General features: G+C 52.8%; 19 protein-coding genes. 5 read left to right on the top strand and 14 right to left on the bottom strand.

Features of this window, described 5'->3' with window-relative positions; genetic code table 11:
* Positions 1-9: 9 nt before the first annotated feature.
* Positions 10-1,767, bottom strand: coding sequence for a GspE/PulE family protein (locus tag ACMAY6_RS00210; RefSeq protein WP_435213405.1), 1,758 nt, complete (start codon positions 1,765-1,767; stop codon positions 10-12).
* A gap of 344 nt (positions 1,768-2,111) precedes the next feature.
* On the opposite strand from ACMAY6_RS00210, the gene argA reads away from it, so the two are divergent.
* Both argA and ilvD read left to right on the top strand, forming a co-directional pair.
* Positions 2,112-3,416: an amino-acid N-acetyltransferase gene (gene argA, locus ACMAY6_RS00205; RefSeq protein WP_435213403.1), complete on the top strand. Its 1,305-nt coding sequence runs from the start codon at positions 2,112-2,114 to the stop codon at positions 3,414-3,416.
* A gap of 46 nt (positions 3,417-3,462) precedes the next feature.
* Positions 3,463-5,304, top strand: coding sequence for a dihydroxy-acid dehydratase (gene ilvD / locus ACMAY6_RS00200; RefSeq protein ID WP_435213401.1), 1,842 nt, complete (start codon positions 3,463-3,465; stop codon positions 5,302-5,304).
* Here the strand turns inward: ilvD and ACMAY6_RS00195 are convergent.
* The 3 genes from ACMAY6_RS00195 to leuA all read right to left on the bottom strand — a co-directional run bounded on the left by ACMAY6_RS00195 (position 5,279) and on the right by leuA (position 9,050).
* Positions 5,279-6,169, bottom strand: coding sequence for a DUF6279 family lipoprotein (locus tag ACMAY6_RS00195; protein ID WP_435213399.1), 891 nt, complete (start codon positions 6,167-6,169; stop codon positions 5,279-5,281). The two genes, ilvD and ACMAY6_RS00195, sit on opposite strands and share 26 nt — an antisense overlap.
* A complete protein-coding gene (locus ACMAY6_RS00190) occupies positions 6,138-7,277 on the bottom strand; it encodes a GGDEF domain-containing protein (RefSeq protein WP_435213397.1) in 1,140 nt (379 codons plus the stop codon). The genes ACMAY6_RS00195 and ACMAY6_RS00190 overlap by 32 nt, the downstream gene beginning before the upstream one ends.
* 87 nt (positions 7,278-7,364) lie before the next feature.
* Complete coding sequence (gene leuA / locus ACMAY6_RS00185) at positions 7,365-9,050, bottom strand: 2-isopropylmalate synthase (RefSeq protein ID WP_435213396.1); 1,686 nt, start codon at positions 9,048-9,050, stop codon at positions 7,365-7,367.
* A 138-nt stretch (positions 9,051-9,188) separates the two neighbouring features.
* Between leuA and ACMAY6_RS00180 the strand changes: the two genes are divergently transcribed.
* Entirely contained in the window at positions 9,189-9,674 is a 486-nt protein-coding gene (locus tag ACMAY6_RS00180; RefSeq protein WP_435213394.1) for an Lrp/AsnC family transcriptional regulator, read from the top strand.
* An 11-nt stretch (positions 9,675-9,685) separates the two neighbouring features.
* Here ACMAY6_RS00180 and ACMAY6_RS00175 read toward each other — a convergent pair whose 3' ends face one another.
* From ACMAY6_RS00175 to ACMAY6_RS00165, 3 genes are all read right to left on the bottom strand, one after another.
* Positions 9,686-10,327 carry a thiol:disulfide interchange protein DsbA/DsbL gene (locus ACMAY6_RS00175; protein ID WP_435213392.1) on the bottom strand — a complete coding sequence of 214 codons (642 nt, stop codon included), beginning with the start codon at positions 10,325-10,327 and terminating at the stop codon, positions 9,686-9,688.
* A gap of 124 nt (positions 10,328-10,451) precedes the next feature.
* Complete coding sequence (locus tag ACMAY6_RS00170; protein WP_435213391.1) at positions 10,452-11,081, bottom strand: c-type cytochrome; 630 nt, start codon at positions 11,079-11,081, stop codon at positions 10,452-10,454.
* A gap of 34 nt (positions 11,082-11,115) precedes the next feature.
* Entirely contained in the window at positions 11,116-11,436 is a 321-nt protein-coding gene (locus ACMAY6_RS00165; RefSeq protein WP_435213389.1) for a c-type cytochrome, read from the bottom strand.
* Between the two features lie 126 nt (positions 11,437-11,562).
* Between ACMAY6_RS00165 and yihA the strand changes: the two genes are divergently transcribed.
* Positions 11,563-12,231 (top strand): ribosome biogenesis GTP-binding protein YihA/YsxC, encoded by a 669-nt coding sequence (yihA, locus tag ACMAY6_RS00160; RefSeq protein WP_435213387.1) that lies wholly within the window; start codon positions 11,563-11,565, stop codon positions 12,229-12,231.
* On the opposite strand, the gene polA is transcribed toward yihA, so the two are convergent.
* Genes polA through ACMAY6_RS00135 form a run of 5 tightly spaced genes read right to left on the bottom strand, consistent with a single transcriptional unit; the run spans position 12,225 to position 18,053 of the window.
* Entirely contained in the window at positions 12,225-14,963 is a 2,739-nt protein-coding gene (polA, locus tag ACMAY6_RS00155; protein WP_435213385.1) for a DNA polymerase I, read from the bottom strand. The two genes, yihA and polA, sit on opposite strands and share 7 nt — an antisense overlap.
* 4 nt (positions 14,964-14,967) lie before the next feature.
* Positions 14,968-15,618 carry an SCO family protein gene (locus ACMAY6_RS00150; protein WP_435213383.1) on the bottom strand — a complete coding sequence of 217 codons (651 nt, stop codon included), beginning with the start codon at positions 15,616-15,618 and terminating at the stop codon, positions 14,968-14,970.
* Positions 15,619-15,645: 27 nt separating this feature from the next.
* A complete protein-coding gene (gene cyoE / locus ACMAY6_RS00145; RefSeq protein ID WP_435213381.1) occupies positions 15,646-16,545 on the bottom strand; it encodes a heme o synthase in 900 nt (299 codons plus the stop codon).
* The gene (locus tag ACMAY6_RS00140) at positions 16,545-17,234 is read right to left on the bottom strand and encodes a hypothetical protein (protein WP_435213380.1); all 690 of its coding nucleotides are present in this window, start codon (positions 17,232-17,234) and stop codon (positions 16,545-16,547) included. Before ACMAY6_RS00140 ends, cyoE begins: the two co-directional genes overlap by 1 nt.
* A gap of 9 nt (positions 17,235-17,243) precedes the next feature.
* Positions 17,244-18,053 (bottom strand): SURF1 family protein, encoded by an 810-nt coding sequence (locus ACMAY6_RS00135; RefSeq protein ID WP_435213378.1) that lies wholly within the window; start codon positions 18,051-18,053, stop codon positions 17,244-17,246.
* A gap of 28 nt (positions 18,054-18,081) precedes the next feature.
* Here ACMAY6_RS00135 and ACMAY6_RS00130 point away from each other — a divergent pair, with 28 nt between their 5' ends.
* Positions 18,082-18,333 carry a DUF2909 domain-containing protein gene (locus ACMAY6_RS00130; protein WP_435213376.1) on the top strand — a complete coding sequence of 84 codons (252 nt, stop codon included), beginning with the start codon at positions 18,082-18,084 and terminating at the stop codon, positions 18,331-18,333.
* 57 nt (positions 18,334-18,390) lie between these two features.
* On the opposite strand, the gene ACMAY6_RS00125 is transcribed toward ACMAY6_RS00130, so the two are convergent.
* Together ACMAY6_RS00125 and ACMAY6_RS00120 are read right to left on the bottom strand one after the other, a co-directional pair.
* Positions 18,391-19,371, bottom strand: a complete 981-nt coding sequence (locus ACMAY6_RS00125) for a cytochrome c oxidase subunit 3 (RefSeq protein WP_435213374.1) — start codon at positions 19,369-19,371, stop codon at positions 18,391-18,393.
* A 41-nt stretch (positions 19,372-19,412) separates the two neighbouring features.
* Positions 19,413-19,973, bottom strand: coding sequence for a cytochrome c oxidase assembly protein (locus tag ACMAY6_RS00120; RefSeq protein ID WP_435213372.1), 561 nt, complete (start codon positions 19,971-19,973; stop codon positions 19,413-19,415).
* Between the last annotated feature and the right edge of the window lie 12 nt (positions 19,974-19,985).

Here is a 19,985-nt window from a genome sequence, read left to right as displayed (position 1 = left end):
GTGGCCTGCCTAGTCATCAAGAGCGGGCGCTACGCGCATAACCTCTTCGAGCGTCGTTTCACCTCGAGCTACTTTTTCAGCACCTGCCACTCTTAGGGGCACCATCCCAGCCGCGACGGATTGCCGTCGAATTTGACGGATATCGTGACTATCGTTGATCACACTGTGCACTCCAGCATCCGCAACAAGCACCTCATAAATACCTTCACGTCCACGATAACCCGTATCGCGACAAGCCTTACACCCTACAGGACGATAAAGTGCCTCGGGCATCACCGCCTGATAGTCGCCTACCAAGGATTGCCAGCCCCCTATATCGGTGGGCTCAAGCTGTTTACACTGACTGCAAAGGGTTCTTACCAGCCGCTGAGACATGACACCTCGAACGGTGGCACGAATCAAAAACGCAGGGACACCCAACTCCACCAACCGTGAAATAGCGCCGGGGGAGTCATTAGTATGGAGTGTACTCAGCACCAAATGCCCAGTCAGCGCCGCCTGAATGGCCATATTGGCAGTCTCCAGATCACGGATTTCGCCGACCATTATGATATCGGGGTCTTGTCGCATCAGCGCCCGTACACCAGAAGCAAAATCTAGATCGATGGAGGCATTTACCTGCATTTGGTTAAAAGCAGGTTCTACCATTTCGATAGGATCTTCGATGGTGCAAACATTAACGTCCGCGTTGGCGAGCTGCCGCAATGTAGAGTAGAGCGTTGTGGTTTTTCCCGAGCCCGTGGGACCGGTGACTAAAACGATACCTGTACCCTGAGCAATGATACTTTGCCACCGCTGATCATCGCTGCCACGCAACCCCAGCTCCTCAAAGCTTTTGAGCAGCACATCGGGGTCGAAGATGCGCATGACCAACTTTTCACCAAATGCGGTTGGCAACGTCGAGAGGCGCAGTTCCACTTCATTACCATCGGGGGTCCGAGTTTTCAGGCGTCCATCTTGGGGGCGACGCTTCTCTGCCACGTCCAGCCGTCCAAGAATTTTAAAGCGGCTAGTCACCGCTGACGCGACGGCAGCAGGTAGCTCATAAACTTTATGAAGCACGCCGTCGATGCGAAAACGGACGTTCCCTAACTCCCGCCGGGGTTCGATATGAATATCACTGGCACGCTGCTCAAAAGCGTATTGCAAAAGCCAATCGACCACGCTCACGATGTGCTGGTCGTTGGCATCGAGCTCAGACTTATTGCCGAGCTGCACCATAGCTTCTAGATTTACCAGATTGCCGCCCTCGCCACGATTTAGGGTGTTAGCGCCCTGAACCGAACGAGCCATCACATAAAACTCTTTGGTGTACCTCGCTATATCTCGGGGGTCTGCTAATACTCGGCGTATTGGGCGTCGCGTTGCATGCTCAAGATCACGGATCCAGCCGGTCACCCAGGGCTCGCTGCTTGCAACCGTGACCGTCATATCATCGACAGCAACTGCAAGAATCTTATGACGCTCGGCAAAGGCCTGGGACATAACTTCCGCGACTGCTTTCGTGTCAATTTTTAGCGGATCAATATCGAATACCCCCAGTTCGGTTTCCTGAGAGAGAAAACCCAATAGCGCAGTCATATCCATAATCCCACCCGAGGCGCTTGCATCAGATAGCTTTTGCTCGGCTAAGAAAGGCAGTGGGGCGAGGCGCATCTGGCGCATAGATTTAAGCCGCATCAGATCTTTGGCTGACAGTCGCCCAGCTCGAGCCAACCCCTCGGCAAGGCTAATCATATCTAGGCGGGACTCTGGGGGTATCATCATGTGCTCAGTCATAGCTGCAGTTTACGCGCTGAAAATTCTCTGTCACCGTTAAACCACCTTCTCATCGTGATTTTTTGGTGCGCTGCGCAACACAGCGCTGAAAGCGACCGTGGAGTTTAGAAGTCTCTTATTATTGACTGGGGCTATGCCTCACACCTCCCTGACTGCTAAAAATCCCCTTTTTTTTAATCACAGCAACACAATTTACTGGCGGCGCTATTGAACCTCGACCACAGCGGCCATTTTTCACCAAGCCAGCCAAAAATTCCCAAGATTCTCTGGGTGCCTTTCGGGTAGTCTCGCGTTTTGAATTTAAACCAATCTAACGCACGAGACTGACGAACTTGGCTTCCTCTAGCAATCACATAGACTGGTTTCGACACACCAGCCCTTATATCCGAGCTCACCGGGGCCGGACGTTTGTGATTTATTTGGGCAACGGCGCGTTAGAAAGCGATCAATTTAACAATCTGATTAATGATCTATGCCTGCTGCACCTTCTGGGTATTCGGCTGGTGCTAGTCCATGCCACTCGCGGCGAAGTCGAGCAGGCGCTGGCCGCTCTGGGCATCACGGGTCAACTTCACCAAGGTGTTCGAATTACGGATTCTGAGGTTTTAGGCGTGGTGCGGGACGTTTCTGCGACCCAGCGCTTGCAGCTGGAAAGCCAGTTATCTCAAGGATTGCCAGATTCTCCGATGCATGGCGCTAGGTTGCGCGTAGTCAGCGGCAACTTCATTACCGCAAGGCCGGTAGGAATCGTGGACGGGGTAGATTTTCTTTTTACCGGCGCTGTGCGTCGACTTGACGCCGTGGGCATAACCGCCGCCCTTGATAATGAGGCCATTGTACTGCTGTCTCCCCTAGGTTTTTCCACCACAGGTGAAGTGTTCAATTTGAGTGCTGACGAGGTCGCTACGGCCTCAGCAGTGGCACTGGGCGCTGACAAGCTGATCTTTATGGATCATTCCGAGGGATTGCATGACAGCTTGGGCACTTTGGTGCGCCAGTGCACCGTCGCCGCGGCCCGGGCACTGCCTATAGAAAACCCAATACAAGCCAGCCAGCGTGACGCCGCCTGCCGAGCCTGCGAACAAGGCGTCAGCCGAGCGCACTTTCTTAGCTACGTTCATAACGGTGCGCTCATTGAAGAACTTTTTAGCCATGATGGTGCCGGCACTTTGGTCAGCGAAACGGTCTTCGAACAAAACCGCAGGGCGAGTATTAACGATATCGCAGGTGTGCTCGACCTGGTGAGACCCTTGGAAGAAGCCGGTGTATTGGTGCGTCGCTCCAGAGAGCGTTTTGAACAGGAAATCTCAAATTTTACGGTCCTTGAGCGCGATGGTCGGGTTTTAGCTTGCGCGGCACTTTATCCTTTCGAGGGGACTGAAATGGCAGAGATTGCCTGTATCGCAACCCACCCCGACTACCGCAACGGCGGTAGAGGCGTGCATCTTCTGGAGCTACTGACAACTCAGGCTCAAGGACAGGGTATCCAACAACTTTTCGTGCTCACCACTCAAACCACCCACTGGTTTATTGAGCAGGGCTTCGTCACAGCCAGCCTCGACCAGCTACCCTCCGAGCGCCAGGCACTTTATAACTTGCAGCGAAACTCAAAAGTCCTGATCAAGAACCTCGACTGAACAATCTTAGCTGTTAGAATTCCCGCCCAGCACGGGAGAAGACAGAATGCCACAATACCGATCCAAAACATCGACCGCAGGCCGCAACATGGCCGGTGCCAGAGCCCTGTGGCGCGCTACCGGCATGACCGACGGCGATTTTGAAAAACCGATTATTGCCGTCGTAAACTCTTTTACGCAGTTTGTTCCCGGCCATGTGCATCTAAAAGACATGGGACAACTCGTCGCCAGAGAAATCGAAGCCGCGGGCGGTGTTGCCAAGGAGTTCAATACAATCGCCGTCGATGATGGAATCGCCATGGGCCACGACGGCATGCTCTACAGTCTGCCCTCTCGAGATATTATTGCCGACTCTGTGGAATACATGGTCAATGCACACTGCGCCGACGCCATGGTCTGCATTTCAAACTGCGACAAGATCACCCCGGGCATGCTTAACGCTGCTATGCGACTCAATATTCCCTGCGTTTTTGTCTCCGGTGGACCCATGGAAGCCGGCAAAACCAAGCTGTCTGAAAACAAGCTCGATCTGGTGGACGCCATGGTCATCGCAGCTGATGACTCTGCAGACGATGCAACCGTTGAGGCCTATGAACGCTCTGCCTGCCCAACCTGCGGCTCCTGCTCGGGTATGTTTACCGCTAACTCCATGAATTGCCTTACCGAAGCGCTGGGTTTAAGCCTGCCGGGCAATGGCTCACTATTAGCCACCCACGCCGATCGAGAAGCGCTGTTTAAGCGCGCAGGGCGTGTTTCCGTTGCGCTTGCACGGCGCTGGTACGAACAGGACGATGCCTCGGCGCTGCCTCGAAACATAGCCAACCGCCAAGCGTTTGAAAACGCGATGTGTCTGGATATCGCTATGGGGGGCTCCACCAATACCATCCTGCATTTGTTGGCTGCGGCCCAAGAGGCAAGCATCGATTTTTCAATGACGGACATCGATACTTTAAGCCGACGCGTACCGCAATTATGTAAAGTTGCGCCCAGTACACCGCTTTACCACATGGAGGACGTCCACCGTGCCGGCGGCGTCATGGCTATACTTGGCGAGCTAGCTCGCGGGGGTCTCATCGATACCAGTACCCACACCGTGCACACCGACACCCTAGGCGAAGCGCTGACAACCTGGGATATTGCGCAAACTAACGACGCCGACGTTCACAAACTTTTTTCAGCGGGCCCCGCTGGGGTGCCCACGCAGCAGGCCTTCAGCCAAGCCACACGCTGGCCCAGCCTTGATCTCGATCGTACAGGAGGCTGCGTACGCGATGTTGCTCACGCCTATTCTCAAGAGGGTGGCCTGGCAGTTTTGTTCGGCAATATCGCTGAAGACGGTTGCGTGGTTAAGACCGCAGGGGTCGATGATGATGTCTTATGCTTCAGCGGCCCTGCCCATATCTGCGAAAGTCAGGAAGCCGCTGTTGCTGACATTCTCGAAGATCGCGTTGCTGCAGGTGCCGTCGTAATTATTCGATACGAGGGACCCCGAGGGGGTCCGGGTATGCAAGAAATGCTGTATCCCACCAGTTATCTGAAATCAAAAGGGTTAGGTAAAGCTTGTGCGCTGGTTACCGACGGTCGATTCTCCGGGGGCACCTCAGGACTGTCCATTGGGCATGTATCCCCAGAGGCAGCGGCAGGTGGCGCAATTGGCTTAGTGCAGTCGGGGGACACCATTGCAATCGACATTCCCAATCGACGCATCGATGTCTTGCTCGATGACGAGTGCCTACGCAACCGCAGAAGCGAAATGGATAACGCAGATAAACCTTGGCAGCCCCAAATGCCCCGACCAAGAAAGGTCAGTGCTGCTCTGAAAGTCTATGCTCGCATGGTTACCAGCGCCGACAAAGGAGCGGTTAGGGACTTATCGCTGCTGGACTGAGGGCTTCAGCTTCTGCGGCCAGCGCGATGAAGTCGTCGCGGTAATTATTAATTTTTCGCCGCAAACGACGGTCCTGTTTGGGCGTGCGCTGGTTAATCACTTCGGTAAACACTGTTTGAGATAGCGCCCGGTTGTGCGCATATACCCCAACGTACTCCGGTGAGCGTGCAGCCTCCCGCCCAGCAAGAATGTCTCGGACCTCAGAAGGCCAATCAGTGGTATTGCTCGCTATCACAGCGGCAAGCTCTTTTGTCCAGCGTGCTCGATCAGCGATCCATGCATCGTCAAACCGTTGATAATCCCGGGTGTGCAGCGCTAGCGCTTCTTTTTGCTGATCTGTCAATCTGCCCAAAAATCTGCTGAGATTATCGCTGAACTGTTCCTGTACATTGTCTCGATAAACCTCATCAGACCGAGACAGAAGCCTCTCTCGCTGCTCTTCCTGTTCCTCTTCCAAAGCCAGCATAAATTCTTCCCGCTGCGCGAGATTTAACGTAGCGCCAAACTCAATCATTAAATCAAGAATACGAACCTCAAGACGATCTGCCGCCAGGGACAACTCGTCGAACAACGTGGCAACTGACTGTTCATTTAAGCTGGCATCAAGGCTGCGCTCAAAATCTGTCAGCAGTTGGGTGTAAGCGGGCAGCTCCTCGCGCCGGTGCCATTCAAGAAGCTGATCTACTCGGTTTTGAAAGTCGGCAGACTGCTCACGACTGAGGGTGACATAGTCATCGACGTACCAATCGATCAGGGTGTCTAGTTTGTTGTAAAAAAATCGGGTACCCGAGCATGCGGTCAAGGTCAAAAGCATGACCAAAACCAAGGCGCATTTAGCGCCACATAGGAATCGTGCCTTTAACATTTGTGGGATCCCGTGGTGAAGGTTCTTCGATGTAAACTTGGTCTCTGCCCTTGCGCTTGGCCTCATACATGGCGCGGTCTACGCGTAGCAGCCAGTCCTCAGCAGAATCTACCGCAGTCACGTCGCAGATACCGATACTAACGGTAACGCGTCGATCAGGAATGACCTCCTGTGCCGCAATTTTACTGCGCAAATCATCTGCGATTTTTCGTGCAGTCTGGGCACCCACCTCGCTTAAAAGCACCACAAACTCCTCGCCACCCAGGCGAAAAAGCATATCGGCGCCGCGAATTCTGCCGTCGATTAAAGCCACTAGGGCTTTCAGCACGCGATCACCCTCGACATGACCCATTTCATCATTGATGCGCTTGAAGTAATCAATGTCGAGTAATAACAGTGACGAAAGTCGAGCGTATCGATGATAGTCCGCCAAATGCCGTCGAGCCTGAGGCAACAAATACCGGCGATTATAAGCGCCGGTTAAAGGGTCGGTTAATGCGAGATCTGCTAGCTGATCGGTCTGACGAGTCTGGAGCTGCATCATCGCCAGGCTCAACAGCCATGTTGAAAAAATAGCGGCATCTAGAGCAAAACCACCACCAAAACCCTGCCAACCATGTGCCCAAACCAGTGCCGCCAGCGTTAAAACGCCTGCCACAAGGCCGGCGGCAAGAGGCAACAAGGCGGTAAGCGCAATCATAAGAAGAAAGATCCAAAGCTCCTGATAAATAGAACCAAGCTTCACAGACCAAACCACCGTAATCAGGGTAATGAGCAGAGCCAATACCGGCGGCATTACCACTTTGTTGTGGCGAAACATGCGGTACGCCGTGACGGCAAGTAACAACGACGCCAACCCTGCAAAGACATCGAAAATGATGGGGCTGGGCGAAACTGAAAGGCCCTCAAATAACACCATTGTCGTGGCGCACAACATGATAGGCAGCAACAGGCGATACAGAAGTAGGCGTCGCTCGTGTTGCACGTCTTCAGGTTCAAAGCTTTGTGGGGAACCACTATCCGTTCTCAGCAAACCACGCCAAAAACGCGCCGATGACTTAAAGCCCGTCGCGTCGTAAAGCGAAGTTTCTTTGTCCCGATTGATCATGCGCCCGCACTCTCTGAGCCGCGTTGCCCCGTTGCCTGTAGTGTGACATAGGGAGTCACGTTTAACAGCTATCGGGCGCCGAGACCGCTAAGCGACTTGTTCGGTCAGCTGACAATGACCCTTCAGGGCGGAGAGGATGGCATTTAGGGTGGCCTGCACAATGTCGTTACTGCGCCCAACACCGCAAGGTCTTGCCCCGTCGATATTGAGCTGCACGTAGCAAACCGCCTCGGCATCGGAACTCTGGCCCAGGGTGTGCTCGCTGTACTCCACCAGCACCATCTTTTTACCCGTCACCTGTTCCATCGCGTCGATAAAGGCATCTAGTACCCCCGTGCCTCGACCCTGGATTCGTATCTCTGAGTCACCGGCGCCCAGCACAGCCGTTAATTGATGTTCCGTATCGTCTTTGGTGACCTCATACCGACCTAGACTCCAGGCACCGGGAACGTTCAAATAAGTGTCGCAAAACAATTGATGAATCTGGTCTGAGGCAACCTCTGCCTCACTCTGCTCAGCAAGGTGTTGTACGGCGCTGCTGAAATCAATTTGCAGCCACCTGGGCAAGTCGTACCCATGATCCCGGTATAAAACGTAAGCCACTCCGCCTTTGCCAGACTGGCTGTTGATGCGAATCACCTCTTGGTAGGTTCGGCCAATATCGTGTGGGTCAATGGGCAAATACGCCACATCCCACGCATCTTCATCACCCCTAAGGGCAAGGCACTTATTAATCGCATCTTGATGGCTTCCTGAAAAAGCGGTGAACACCAACTCCCCCGCGTAGGGGTGACGAGGATGAACTGGTAACTGGGTACAGTCCCGAACGGTGGCAATAATAGCGTCCATATTGTCAAACTTAAGCTCGGGGTCGATACCTTGGCTGTATAAATTCATCGCCATGGTGACGATATCCATATTACCGGTGCGCTCGCCGTTACCCATGAGCGTGCCCTCGACACGGTCGGCCCCTGCCATCACACCCAGCTCTCCTGCAGCTACCGCACAGCCGCGATCGTTATGGGTATGAAGTGAAATAAGTATCGCGTCGCGGTTGGCCACGTGATCGCAAAACCATTCTATCTGGTCGGCATAAATATTAGGGGTGCTCATTTCAACGGTCGCCGGCAAATTAATAATCACTGGCTGCTCAGGTGTTGGCCTCAGCACCTGATTAACCGCATCACAAATTTCGACGGCAAAATCGAGTTCCGTACCGGTAAAGCTTTCTGGACTGTACTCAAAGGTCCACTCGGTCTCCGGGTGGCGGTCTGCCTCTGCCTTGACGAGCTTAGCGCCTTCAACCGCAATCTCAGTAATACCGGCCTTATCAAGCTTGAAAACGTCTCGGCGTTGGACCGTCGACGTCGAGTTGTAAAAATGCACAACAGCACGTTTAACCCCACGTAAAGCTTCGAAGGTTTTGGCAATCAGTTCCGCCCGAGCTTGAACTAGCACTTGAACCGTCACATCATCAGGAATGCGCTCCTCAGTGATTAGCTTTCGCAAAAAATCAAAGTCATGGCTAGAGGCCGAGGGGAATCCCACCTCAATTGTCTTAAAACCAATGTCCACCAGCTGCTCCCACAGACGGAGCTTTTGCTGGGCGTTCATAGGTTCCACCAACGCCTGATTTCCATCCCGCAGGTCAACGGAGCACCACTGGGGCGCCCGTTCGATCACCCGATCGGGCCAGCGCCGATCTACTTTTGAAATCGGCGTGAAGGGCCGGTATTTACGGGCATCAAAACTCGAGGACGTTGTCGGTTTCATGGGCAAAAATTCTGTGGCTGTCGTTGGTCTAGTGTAACGCGAGTTTTAGAGTTTTTTTGTCCAAATAACCCAACTATTTGGTCATACAAAGCAATATATAGTATCTTATTGCCATATTTTTAGGGAAATAAACTAATAATGCCTGAAATAGAAATTGATCGAATAGACCTAAAAATCCTTGATTTACTCCAGCGCAATGCCGGTTTAAGTAACCTCGAACTTGCTGACCGCGTCGGACTGACCGCAACACCCTGTGCCAGACGCGTGAAGCGGTTAGAGGCGGCCGGGGTTATCGTTGAACGCATTACTTTACTGGACCAATCAAAGCTGGGCTTGGCTCTCACCGCCCACATTGGGATCACAATGGACGAACACACGCCTGAGCGGTTCGCGGCGTTTGAAGAGGAGGTTGCGCAGTATCCGGAAGTTATAGAGTGCTGCGTGGTGACGGGTCAAAGCGCTGACTATTTGATTAAAGCCGTCGTCGCCGACATGGTGCACTATGAAAGATTCCTATTAGGGAAACTGACCTGCATCCCGGGCGTGTCCGGTGTTCACTCAAGCTTTGAGCTCCGGAAAGTGGTCACTCATGCGGGCTTGCCCCTGAACCACATCGGGGGCTGAAACCGCAAGCACTAGGACTTGTTGGCCAGTTCCTGCTGTACTAGGAATTCAGCAATCTTCAGCATATTGGCCTGACTGCCGGCTTTTCGCGCCTCGATCAGGTATTTGCCATTGACCAGCACCGACGGAGTGCCGGAAATTTTTGCCGATCGCGCTCGCGCTTCGGCTTGACTCACCTGGCTGTTAACACCAAAAGAATCAAAAGCCCGATCAAAGTCGTCCGCAGCAACACCGTTAGAGACAAAAAGCTCACGGATTGCGCTTTTTGAACCCAATCGATTTCTTTCGACGTGCATGGCTTTGAAGATAGCGTCGTGCATTGGCTCTAACACGTCTAACGTCTCCGCCGTGAAGTAAGCCTTAGCGTGCAATTTCATGCCGTCATTCCACGCCGCTGGGGAAGGCTGCAAGCGCGACCCCTCAGGTAAGGACTTTTTCCATGCCTGCAGCATAGGCTCGAAGGTATAGCAGTGGCCACAACCGTACCAAAAGAACTCGGTAACAATGACTTGGTCGGTAGGTCCCACTCGCACCGCAGGGTTCACAACGGTGTAATGCTCACCTTCCTGCCACTGAGTTTCTGCCCAAGCCAAGCAAGGTAAGGCAAGCAAAGCGACCAGTGCCACCAAAATATTGCGTCGAATTGTGTTCATGCTCTTCTCCACTGTTTTGCTTGCCCGATGGCTAAATAGCTACCTCTAGCTCACCACTTGCGCCGCAGCGAGCACATTTGTGTCTCATTAGACAGGCTTGGGCCGCCTGTGGTTCCCGTAAAATTTAACGAAGGCCCGCGGCGTAACTAGCCACTGCTTCGATCTCCTTGTCACTCAGCTCAAAGGCTGTTGCGCGCATGATTTTGCTGTCGCTGTCGTTGGTGCGTCCAGCAGGGTCTTCGTAGCCCATTCGAAACATCTTCAACTGCGCGGCAATATACTCTGGATGCTGGCCAGCAAGACCCGGGAAACCACCGGGGCCATTGCCCTTGCCCGATGGGCTATGGCAACCCGAGCAAGCGGCAACCTTTCGCTCCATGATGCCCGCCATGTATACCTTGCGACCGAGCGCCATCAATTCCGCATCAGCTAACTCTGGTGTGCGCACCTGCTGATCGTAAAACGCGGCAATGTCAGCGAGGTCTTGATCGGACATATTATCGACCTGTCCCGCCATTGCCGCGACCACGCGACGTCCGTCGCGGATATCTTTCATTTGCTTAAGCAGATACTTGTCGCCCAGGCCCGCAAGCTTAGGAAAGTTTGGCACGACGCTATTACCATCGGCACCATGACAAGCACCGCAGGTTATGGCCTTGGCCTCCCCTGCCACTGCATCACCCTGCAACATCTCTCCAGCATGACCTAGTGAACTTAGCAGCGCCAAGGCTACCGTTGCGATTGTTTTAACCATAATTCGCTTCCCCTGTGGGGTTCCTATAAATAATTTACGACTCACCAGACGCCATGTAGTTGATGAGTGCCTCATATTCTTCATTGGTGCAATCAGAGCAAAGGCCGGTGGGCGGCATTGCATTGAGCCCATTTTTTACCGACTCCATTAGGACGTCCATACCCTTGGCAAGGCGTGGCTCCCAGGCTTTCACATCACCCGTCTTTGGTGCTCCAGCAGCGCCGGATTCATGGCACATAGCGCAGGACCTTCCGTACTTGGCCATATCTGCGTCAGCAAAGGCCGGAACGACAGAGACTGCCACGATGGCGCCTGCCAATTTTAGGATGTTCCGGACACCTGCGATGTGTTTCATACCCTGACCTCATTATGCGCCTTCGCGGCACTAGTACACTAACGTCGTTTTTCCCAGCTTTTGGGCTTCGCCCTTTAAAACGGGCGTGGCATTATAGACAATCACCCCTCGGGACAAAAGCCAATCATGGCCCTTGATTCAACCCCCCAAAATCCATTGCCCAAACTCGATTTTAAGGTCGCTTCCTTTCTGCAAAGCGCCAGCAACCTTGGCAACGCCCCCTCCGATACAGGCTCTGAAGTCGCCTTCGCGGGACGCTCCAACGCCGGTAAATCAAGTGCTATCAACACGCTGACCGACAACCGAAAGCTTGCCCGCACAAGTCGAACGCCGGGGCGCACCCAGCTGATTAACTTTTTTTCGCTCAGCGACAGCCAGCGACTCGTCGACTTGCCAGGCTATGGCTACGCAAAAGTTCCCCTCAAAATGAAGAAAGAGTGGAACCAGCATATGGCCGATTACCTACAAAGGCGCGAAAGCCTCCGGGGACTTATTTTACTGATGGACATTCGACACCCCCTCACAGATTCCGACGAACAAATGATTGGCTGGGCCTCAAAAGCACAAATGCCCATTCATGCCTTGCTCACTAAGGCCGATAAACTCAAGCGTGGCCCTGCAAAAGCAACACTCCTGAGTGTGCAGGCCCGTCTTCTTGAATTTGGCGATTTAGCCAGCGCGCAACTGTTTTCATCGTTGAAGGGCGACGGGTTACCCGCTCTGCGCACTCGGCTAAAAACTTGGTTGACCGATGATTCAGTTTTTGAGGAGCCCTACCCGCCTTCCGATCAGTGAGCCTCGTCCCAGTTTTTACCCACGCCAGCTTCAACCAACAAGGGCACATCAAGGGACGCCACATCAGCCATCAAGTTGGGTATTGCTGCGGTTAATCGGGAAACCTCGCTATCAGCAACCTCAAACACCAGCTCATCGTGAACCTGCATGATCATTAAGGCGTCAATATCTGTTTTATCGAGCCACTCATCCACAGCAATCATGGCCAGTTTGATGATATCTGCCGCGCTACCCTGCATAGGGGCATTAATCGCCGTGCGCTCTGCAGCCATCTGCCGATTCTTATTGCGTGCATTGATTTCAGGCAAATATAAGCGACGACCAAACAGCGTCTCGACGTAGCCTTGATTATGGGCAAGCTCCCGGGTCTTGGTCATGTAATCAGCCACCCCCGGATACCGCTCAAAATAGCGATCGATATAAGCCTGAGCCTCGTGACGTCCCAAACGGAGTTGCCGTGCTAATCCAAAGGCTGACATCCCATAAATAAGGCCAAAATTGATGGCTTTGGCCTCTCGCCGCTGATCGGTAGACACCTCTTCGAGGGACACGCCAAAAACCTCGGCAGCGGTCGCACTGTGCACGTCAAGATTTGCCCCAAAAGCCCCAAGAAGACCTCGATCCTGTGATAAGTGGGCCATGATCCTCAGTTCGATCTGTGAATAATCTGCGGCAACAATACTGCGGCCCGTGGGCGCACAAAAGGCCTGTCGAATACGCCGCCCCTCTTCAGTTCGAATAGGAATATTTTGTAGATTAGGATCCGATGAGGACAATCGGCCTGTGGCCGTCACGGCCTGATGATAGGACGTGTGTACGCGACCGGTATCCGGATCAATCATTTCTGGCAGACGGTCAGTGTAGGTCGATCTCAACTTGGAGAGACTGCGGTACTCCATCAAGACGGCGGGCAGTGGGTAATCGAGGGCTAACTCGGCGAGAACCTCCTCTGCGGTGGATGGCGCTCCTTTAGGTGTCTTTTTCAACACAGGCAATTCGAGCTTTTGGAAGAGTATTTCTCCCAACTGCTTAGGTGATCCCAAATTGAAGGCTTGGCCCGCAAGATCATGGGCGCTTTGCTCGAGTGTCGCCATGCGCTCACCCAACTCATGGCTCTGGTCGGCCAAAAGCTGACGATCGACTCGGGCACCATTGCGCTCAATGCGCGATAAAATAGGCACCAGTGGCAACTCAATATCGCGATAGAGCGTGCTTAGACAAGCCTCACTTTCCAGCTTGGGCCATAATTTTTGGTGCAATTTTAAAGTCACCGCCGCGTCTTCAGCTGCGTAAGGTGCTGCCTGCTCGATGGCCACCGCATTAAACGTAATTTGCTTAGCGCCTTTACCCGCGACCTCCTCAAAATGCGTGGTTTTTTCTCCCAAATATTTGAGGGCCAAAGTGTCCATATCATGGCGACTACCGGTGGCGTCTAGGACGTAGGATTCCAGCATCGAGTCATGGGCAATTCCACGCAGGGCGATGTCGTAATTTGCGAGGACATTGGCGTCATACTTAAGATTTTGGCCCACTTTTAAGCGACTGGAATCTTCCAATAAAGGCCGTAATCGCGCCAATACTGTGTCCCGATCTAATTGCTCAGGGGCTCCCGGATAATCGTGGGCTAAAGGTATGTAGGCCGCTCTGTCAGTTGCTACGGCGAGGGCCACCCCCACAATTTCGGCCTGCATGTAGTTGAGGCTGGTTGTCTCAGTATCAAAGGCAAACAATGGCGCCGATTCGATAGCGTCCATCCATTCATCGAGTTGCGACGTCGAAAGCACCGTGACCACGTCTAGCGGGTGTGTCGACTGCTCAACTACTGCGCCCTGTGTTGCTTCCCCAGCAGGGGCAACGTCACTTTCAGTCAAGGCGTCTGATAGCCAACCTTTGAATTCAAGCTCCTTGTACCATTTTGTCAGTTCGGCTGAATCGGGCTCTTTTGCCGATAAATCTTCCGGAGATAGATCGAGATCACAATCTGTTTTGATCGTTGCAAGCCGATAAGACAATTCTGCCGACTCGCGATGCTCAGCAAGACGGGCGCCCAATTTTTTTGCTCCGCGCACAGACAGATCAGCAACACGGGTTAAATCTGAGTAGATATCAGTGAGGCCGCCTAAGTTTTGCAGCAGAGCCAGAGCCGTCTTTTCACCGACCCCGGGTACCCCGGGGATGTTGTCCACTTTGTCTCCCTGGAGCGCGAGCAAATCAATGATGAGCTCAGGGGGCACCCCAAACTTCTCGACCACGCCGCTATGGTCCATGATTGTGTTGGTCATGGTGTTTATCAGCGTAACGTGGTCCCCCACTAGCTGCGCCATGTCCTTATCACCGGTTGAGATCAACACCGACTGCTGGCGCGCTGCTGCCTCCAAGGCAAGCGTGCCAATAACATCATCAGCCTCGACACCACTGACGCACACTAGGGGCAACCCCATGGCCCGAATCATGGTGTGAATTGGCTCTATTTGCTCACGCAATTCATCAGGCATGGGGGGGCGATTAGCTTTGTATTCTGCGTAGATGTCGTTGCGAAACGTTGGGCCCTTGGCGTCAAAAACCACAACCACCTGATCCTCAGGGTAGTCGGCTACGAGCCGTCGTATCATGCCGACGACGCCCTTGGCCGCTCCAGTATTAAACCCTTTTGAATTGGTTAATGGCGGTAGCGCGTGGTACGCCCGAAACAGATAGGAAGAACCGTCAATTAAAATGAGTGCTCCACTCATGAACTTAATCCTCCCACAGGTAACGCGCTGATCGATAGGTCACCTTAACCTTTGCTAAATCCAACGGTGCCTTGAAGAACCCATGGTAATCCCCTCTGGGATTTACCAGCACAACATTGGCGCTGTGGTCCAACTCATAGGTGCCATCAGCTGCAGTGACTTTCCTAAAGGGCGCATTGAAGCTCCTCGCGAAGCTCAAGATTTTAATAAAGTCTCCGGTAACGCCAGTGAACTCTGGGTCAAAATAGGGAATGTAGGCGGCTAACACCTCGGGGGTATCGCGTGCGGGATCTACCGTCACCATCACAACTTGCGTATCAGCCGCCTCAGTGGTTGCCAACTCTTGCTTGAGCTTTGCCAAAAAGGACAGCGTTGTAGGGCAGATGTCTGGACAGTGAGTAAACCCAAAAAACAGCAGCGTCCATTGGCCTTTCAGCGACTCTTTAGTAAAGGGCTCACCCCGGTGATCAATGAGCGTAAAGGCTCCGGGATCTCTGGGCGTATCAAAAACATACAACCCATTTATTTGCATCTCAGTAGAGCTCATCACCCTTGGCTGTTGAATACGATTGACGAAGCTCAGCAAAATGACCGCTATAAACAATAGGATCCCCGCAACGGTGAACCAAACTCGCGTTTTTGTAGCCAATGCCAAAATAAGAAACTCCCAACTATTACCGAGCTAAATCATCAGGCCCAAAACCCAGTGATCAACCAGCATGACAATAAACAGTACCAAAAGGTAAGTGATCGAATACTTAAAGGTCTTCATAGGTGCGTGTTCGTTACGACCGCGCATAATTTCAACAGACCAGTACAAGAAAATAACGCCCAATACGACCGCACCCACCAAATAAATGATGCCACTCATATGAGTAGCAAATGGCATGAGCGTAATCAGGAACATAATGATGGTGTAGAGCAAAATATGCAGTGCCGTAAATCCGACACCATGGGTTACCGGCAGCATAGGAATACCCACCGTGGCGTACTCTTCCCGTCGGTGTATCGCCAATGCCCAAAAATGGGGTGGCGTCCAAGCGAAAATGATGAGGACCAACAGCAGCGCATGGCCATGAACTTCGCCTGTAACCGCAGTCCAACCAAGCAGCGGTGGCGCAGCGCCCGCCAAACCCCCAATCACAATGTTTTGAGGCGTCGCTCGTTTCAAAAACATGGTGTAGATAAAAGCATAGCCAATAAGACTGGCCACTGTGAGTACGGCGGTCAGTACATTCACCCACATCACGAGTATCCAAACCCCGAGCAAGGCTAATGCCGTCGCAAAAAGAATAGCGTCGCGCTGCGAAATACGTCCTGTCGCCACGGGGCGGGTTTGCGTTCTCGCCATTTGCAGATCAATGCGCTCATCAACGATATGGTTAATAGCAGCAGCCGCGCCAGCGCACAGCGCAATACCAAGATTACCGAGGACTAAAGGTTGCCAAGGTACCCAACCTGGCACTGCCATACACATGCCGATCAAAGCCGTGACGATCATCAATGCGACCACCCTGGGCTTAGTCAGCTCGAGATAGTCTCGCCAAAGCGGAGTCATCGGGACTGTTGCTTCAGACATCATTACCCTCCCGAGTTTTTCAGCAAAAATTTGAGGTCAGCAATCACCGCTTTGTAACCGAGGTCGTCAGGAAAGTGCATCATGACCCACCCTGCAGGATCAACGAGATACCAACCACCCCCTGATGGCGCGGGTGACTGGAGTGAAAGCTCCGAAAAAAGACCTGCAAAAATTACCGGGGTTGTATCTAAAGCCACCAAACCGCTGTGCCCTTGTGACAAATACTCCAGTACGGTGCCCGACTCAAAGCCCGCAGGCCACCCTTCGGGTTTCGTAGTAGGAGAGACCATCGAGACACTGCCACTGGACTGGTCTGCAACAAATACTCGACGCACACGATTAAACTCTCGGCCCAAGGCAATGTGAATTTGGCGGGTAAACCAGAGTCGCCGCTCACAAACAGAATCACAGGTGGGCCCCGCACTGGCGACAACCAAAGTCCAACGCGGCTCTAGATCGTCCCAACGAAAAGGTCGCCCTGCATCATCGGCAAACACGACCTTCTGCGCCTCACGAGGTGGAGAGATTAAAGTCCCGTTATTGGCTGTACCAATAGCACCAACAAGGTTCAGGTCACCCTCCACGACAAAGTACCAAAGCCAAGACGCCGCTAGCATCATGGTCAAAGGAATACCCGCGATCAGTAACAGAACAGCGCGACCCTGCCCCCGAGTTTCAGACTGTGATGACATAGTATTTCCTCAGGATTGCGAGCGGTCCTTACCACCACGCATTAAACTCAGCACGTTAGAGCTACGCACTATAAAAGCGAGTAACAGAACAGCCGCCATGGTAAACCATTGAACCGCATACCCGGTGTGCTTCTGGGGGGATTGATTAACAACCGTCCAGTTTGCTGACAATGCCTGGGGGTCTTCAGCAGCAATACGCACCATAGCTGGCAACACTGGCTCATCAAGCAGCTGCGACAGTGACGGCGCAAACTTGCGAGCATCGTAATCCTGCACCACGGCAGGCAATTCGGTGGGGGCGGCTTGGTCTTCCAGTAAATAAGCAGTGCCTGCAGGGATGTAGACGCGACCGGTAAGACGAACTTCACCGCTTGTTAGGTTCGGCTGCGGCAGGCTGCGGCGGGCGGAATCACCCTCGATCCACCCCATATTTACCGGCACCCGCCCCTTGCCAGTCGCTACCAGTGCCACCACCTCGTAGCCAAAGCGACCATTAGTGATTCGATTGTCGATTAGCAGGTAATCTTTTGGATTCAGGCGCCCCACCACGGACACCTTACGATCGGCTAACGCTGTCCATTCGGCGGTCGCAACCACCGTTTGCAACAATGGCTGAAACAGTTCATCGTGAGAGAGTGCTACCATATTTTGGCGCTGTGCATTGCGTAGTGCCAATTCTCGCTTTTCTTCAGCTCGATCGAGTTGCCAGGCCCCCAAATAAAGCAATCCGGGAAACAGCAGCAACGTAAACACTGTAAGACGCCATTCGAACAATAGCTCCAATGGTCCAACATTCATTTTATGTAGACGAGCGGTCACTGCCGTTCAATACCCTGAGGACGCTACGGTGCTAAAAACGCTCATTATTTTACTCATGCTGGCATTGGTCATTAGTCTGGGTTCCGGGCTCTATTTTCTGATGGTAGACCAAGGAAACCTTGAGAAAAAACGGTTATTCACGTCATTAGGCATCCGCCTAGGCTTGGCGACAGCCCTCATCATAACGATTATCTTCGGGGTCGCCACCGGGCGGTTGGGCAACAAAAATCCTTGGGACGCCGGCACGATTGAGCGCGATGAACAAGCTATAGAGCGTTAAGCTAGCACCAACATAAGTGGTCTCTCGCCTAACGCTCGGCCCTAATCTTTGGCGCTATTACAGGATGTAGACAAACAGAAACAAGAATACCCACACCACATCAACGAAGTGCCAATACCAACTAGACGCCTCGAAACCAAAGTGATCCGATGACGTGAAATGGTGGCCTCTGACAGAGCGAAGCAGCTGAATCAACAGCATGGTCATGCCCATGAAAACGTGGAAACCATGGAAGCCGGTCAGCATAAAGAAGGTTGATCCGTATATTCCGGAATTCAAAGTCAGACCGTACAAAGCGTAAGCTTCGTAATACTCGGCGGCCTGCAAGCCGACGAAAATAATACCCAAGGCAACGGTAATGCCTAGCCAAAGGTTAAACTTTGAACGCTGGTCTTTTAGCAGGGCTGTGTGCGCTACGTGTACAGTAAAGCTTGATGACAACAAAATAATCGTATTCCACATTGGCAGCCACTGATACCAATGGTGGGCGTCAGCAAAACTCATGCTGCGTTCCTGCGTGAGGAAAGCACCGTTGTTGGCAATGGGCTGAACATCAGTACCGCCTACTGCCTCTTGAGGGGTAATCGTTGGCGGCCATGAAAATTCAAAGCCAGGCCAAAGGAGCCCGTTCATACGTCCACCGTCGCCCTCTCCCGCGAGCCACGGCCCAGCGAGTTGGCGCACATAGAAAAGCGTGCCGAAAAATGCCAGGAAGAACATGACCTCTGAGAAAATAAACCAGAACATACCCAGCACATAGCTGTGGTTCAACTGAGCACTATTCATGCCCTGCATATTTTCTCGAATGGTCGTACGAAACCAACTCGCCAGCGTAAAAATAAAGAAAGCTAAGCCCGCTGCCAAAACCCATTTGGCATTGCCAGATTCGTGGGTGTCGCCGAACGTCATATCATTAAGGAGCAGACCTGCCCCAAAAACAGTGAGTATCAGTCCAACGGTCGCTCGAACAGCCAAGCTTGAGCTGTCGGGTACATGGTATTTCTCATACCCGGCGGGTGCATGTTCAGTGGCTGCCATGTTCGTTCTCCATCATTCCGCTCACGGCGAGTGAGTCGGGTTTAGCGGGCGGCGATAGTTCCGCCGGCCATTGTTGTGACATCAAAAAGTGTATAAGACAGTGTAATGGTACGGATATCTTTTGGGAGATCCTGATCCACAACGAATTGCAACGGCATCTCGGTGGACGCCATTCCGTCTAGTGGCTGCTGATTAAAGCAAAAACACTCAGTTTTGTGGAAATATCCCGCGGCACGGGACGGCGATACGCTGGGTATCGCCTGTGCAATCATGGGTAAGTTGGTCGGATTTTCAGCGTAGAAAAAGGTATCAGTGGCGGCGCCAGGGTGCACTGTCAGCTGAGTCACTTGAGGTCGAAACCCCCAGGGCATGCCGTCGTTATTTGTGGCAATAAACTGAATCTTCACTTCGCGACTGGTGTCGACCACTGCTGGGACAGCAGTATAGGCAATGTCTGACGTCTTGCCATTAATCCCCAAGGCGTCGCACAGTACGTCGTACAAAGGCACCATCACGACGAAAACAAAAGCAAACATGGCGCAAGCCACCGCCGCCAACTTAATCGCGGTGTCTGCGCCAGGATTTCGACTTAGTCTAAGCACCTAGGTTTCTCG

Source organism: Luminiphilus sp. nBUS_16 (genome assembly GCF_051201645.1).
Classification (GTDB): domain Bacteria; phylum Pseudomonadota; class Gammaproteobacteria; order Pseudomonadales; family Halieaceae; genus Luminiphilus.
The sequence above is the reverse complement of the archived record's forward strand: the minus strand, read 5'-3'. Positions and strand labels throughout refer to the sequence as shown.

What these genes read in the sequence shown, in the direction of transcription:
- ACMAY6_RS00180 (WP_435213394.1), top strand. Translation starts at nt 9,189, where the DNA reads ATGCCTGAAATAGAAATTGATCGAATAGACCTAAAAATCCTTGATTTA.
- yihA (WP_435213387.1), top strand. Translation starts at nt 11,563, where the DNA reads ATGGCCCTTGATTCAACCCCCCAAAATCCATTGCCCAAACTCGATTTT.
- cyoE (WP_435213381.1), bottom strand. Translation starts at nt 16,545, where the DNA reads ATGATGTCTGAAGCAACAGTCCCGATGACTCCGCTTTGGCGAGACTAT.
- ACMAY6_RS00175 (WP_435213392.1), bottom strand. Translation starts at nt 10,327, where the DNA reads ATGAACACAATTCGACGCAATATTTTGGTGGCACTGGTCGCTTTGCTT.
- ACMAY6_RS00195 (WP_435213399.1), bottom strand. Translation starts at nt 6,169, where the DNA reads ATGTTAAAGGCACGATTCCTATGTGGCGCTAAATGCGCCTTGGTTTTG.
- leuA (WP_435213396.1), bottom strand. Translation starts at nt 9,050, where the DNA reads ATGAAACCGACAACGTCCTCGAGTTTTGATGCCCGTAAATACCGGCCC.
- ilvD (WP_435213401.1), top strand. Translation starts at nt 3,463, where the DNA reads ATGCCACAATACCGATCCAAAACATCGACCGCAGGCCGCAACATGGCC.
- ACMAY6_RS00140 (WP_435213380.1), bottom strand. Translation starts at nt 17,234, where the DNA reads ATGTCATCACAGTCTGAAACTCGGGGGCAGGGTCGCGCTGTTCTGTTA.
- polA (WP_435213385.1), bottom strand. Translation starts at nt 14,963, where the DNA reads ATGAGTGGAGCACTCATTTTAATTGACGGTTCTTCCTATCTGTTTCGG.
- ACMAY6_RS00210 (WP_435213405.1), bottom strand. Translation starts at nt 1,767, where the DNA reads ATGATGATACCCCCAGAGTCCCGCCTAGATATGATTAGCCTTGCCGAG.
- ACMAY6_RS00170 (WP_435213391.1), bottom strand. Translation starts at nt 11,081, where the DNA reads ATGGTTAAAACAATCGCAACGGTAGCCTTGGCGCTGCTAAGTTCACTA.
- ACMAY6_RS00190 (WP_435213397.1), bottom strand. Translation starts at nt 7,277, where the DNA reads ATGATCAATCGGGACAAAGAAACTTCGCTTTACGACGCGACGGGCTTT.
- ACMAY6_RS00165 (WP_435213389.1), bottom strand. Translation starts at nt 11,436, where the DNA reads ATGAAACACATCGCAGGTGTCCGGAACATCCTAAAATTGGCAGGCGCC.
- ACMAY6_RS00125 (WP_435213374.1), bottom strand. Translation starts at nt 19,371, where the DNA reads ATGGCAGCCACTGAACATGCACCCGCCGGGTATGAGAAATACCATGTA.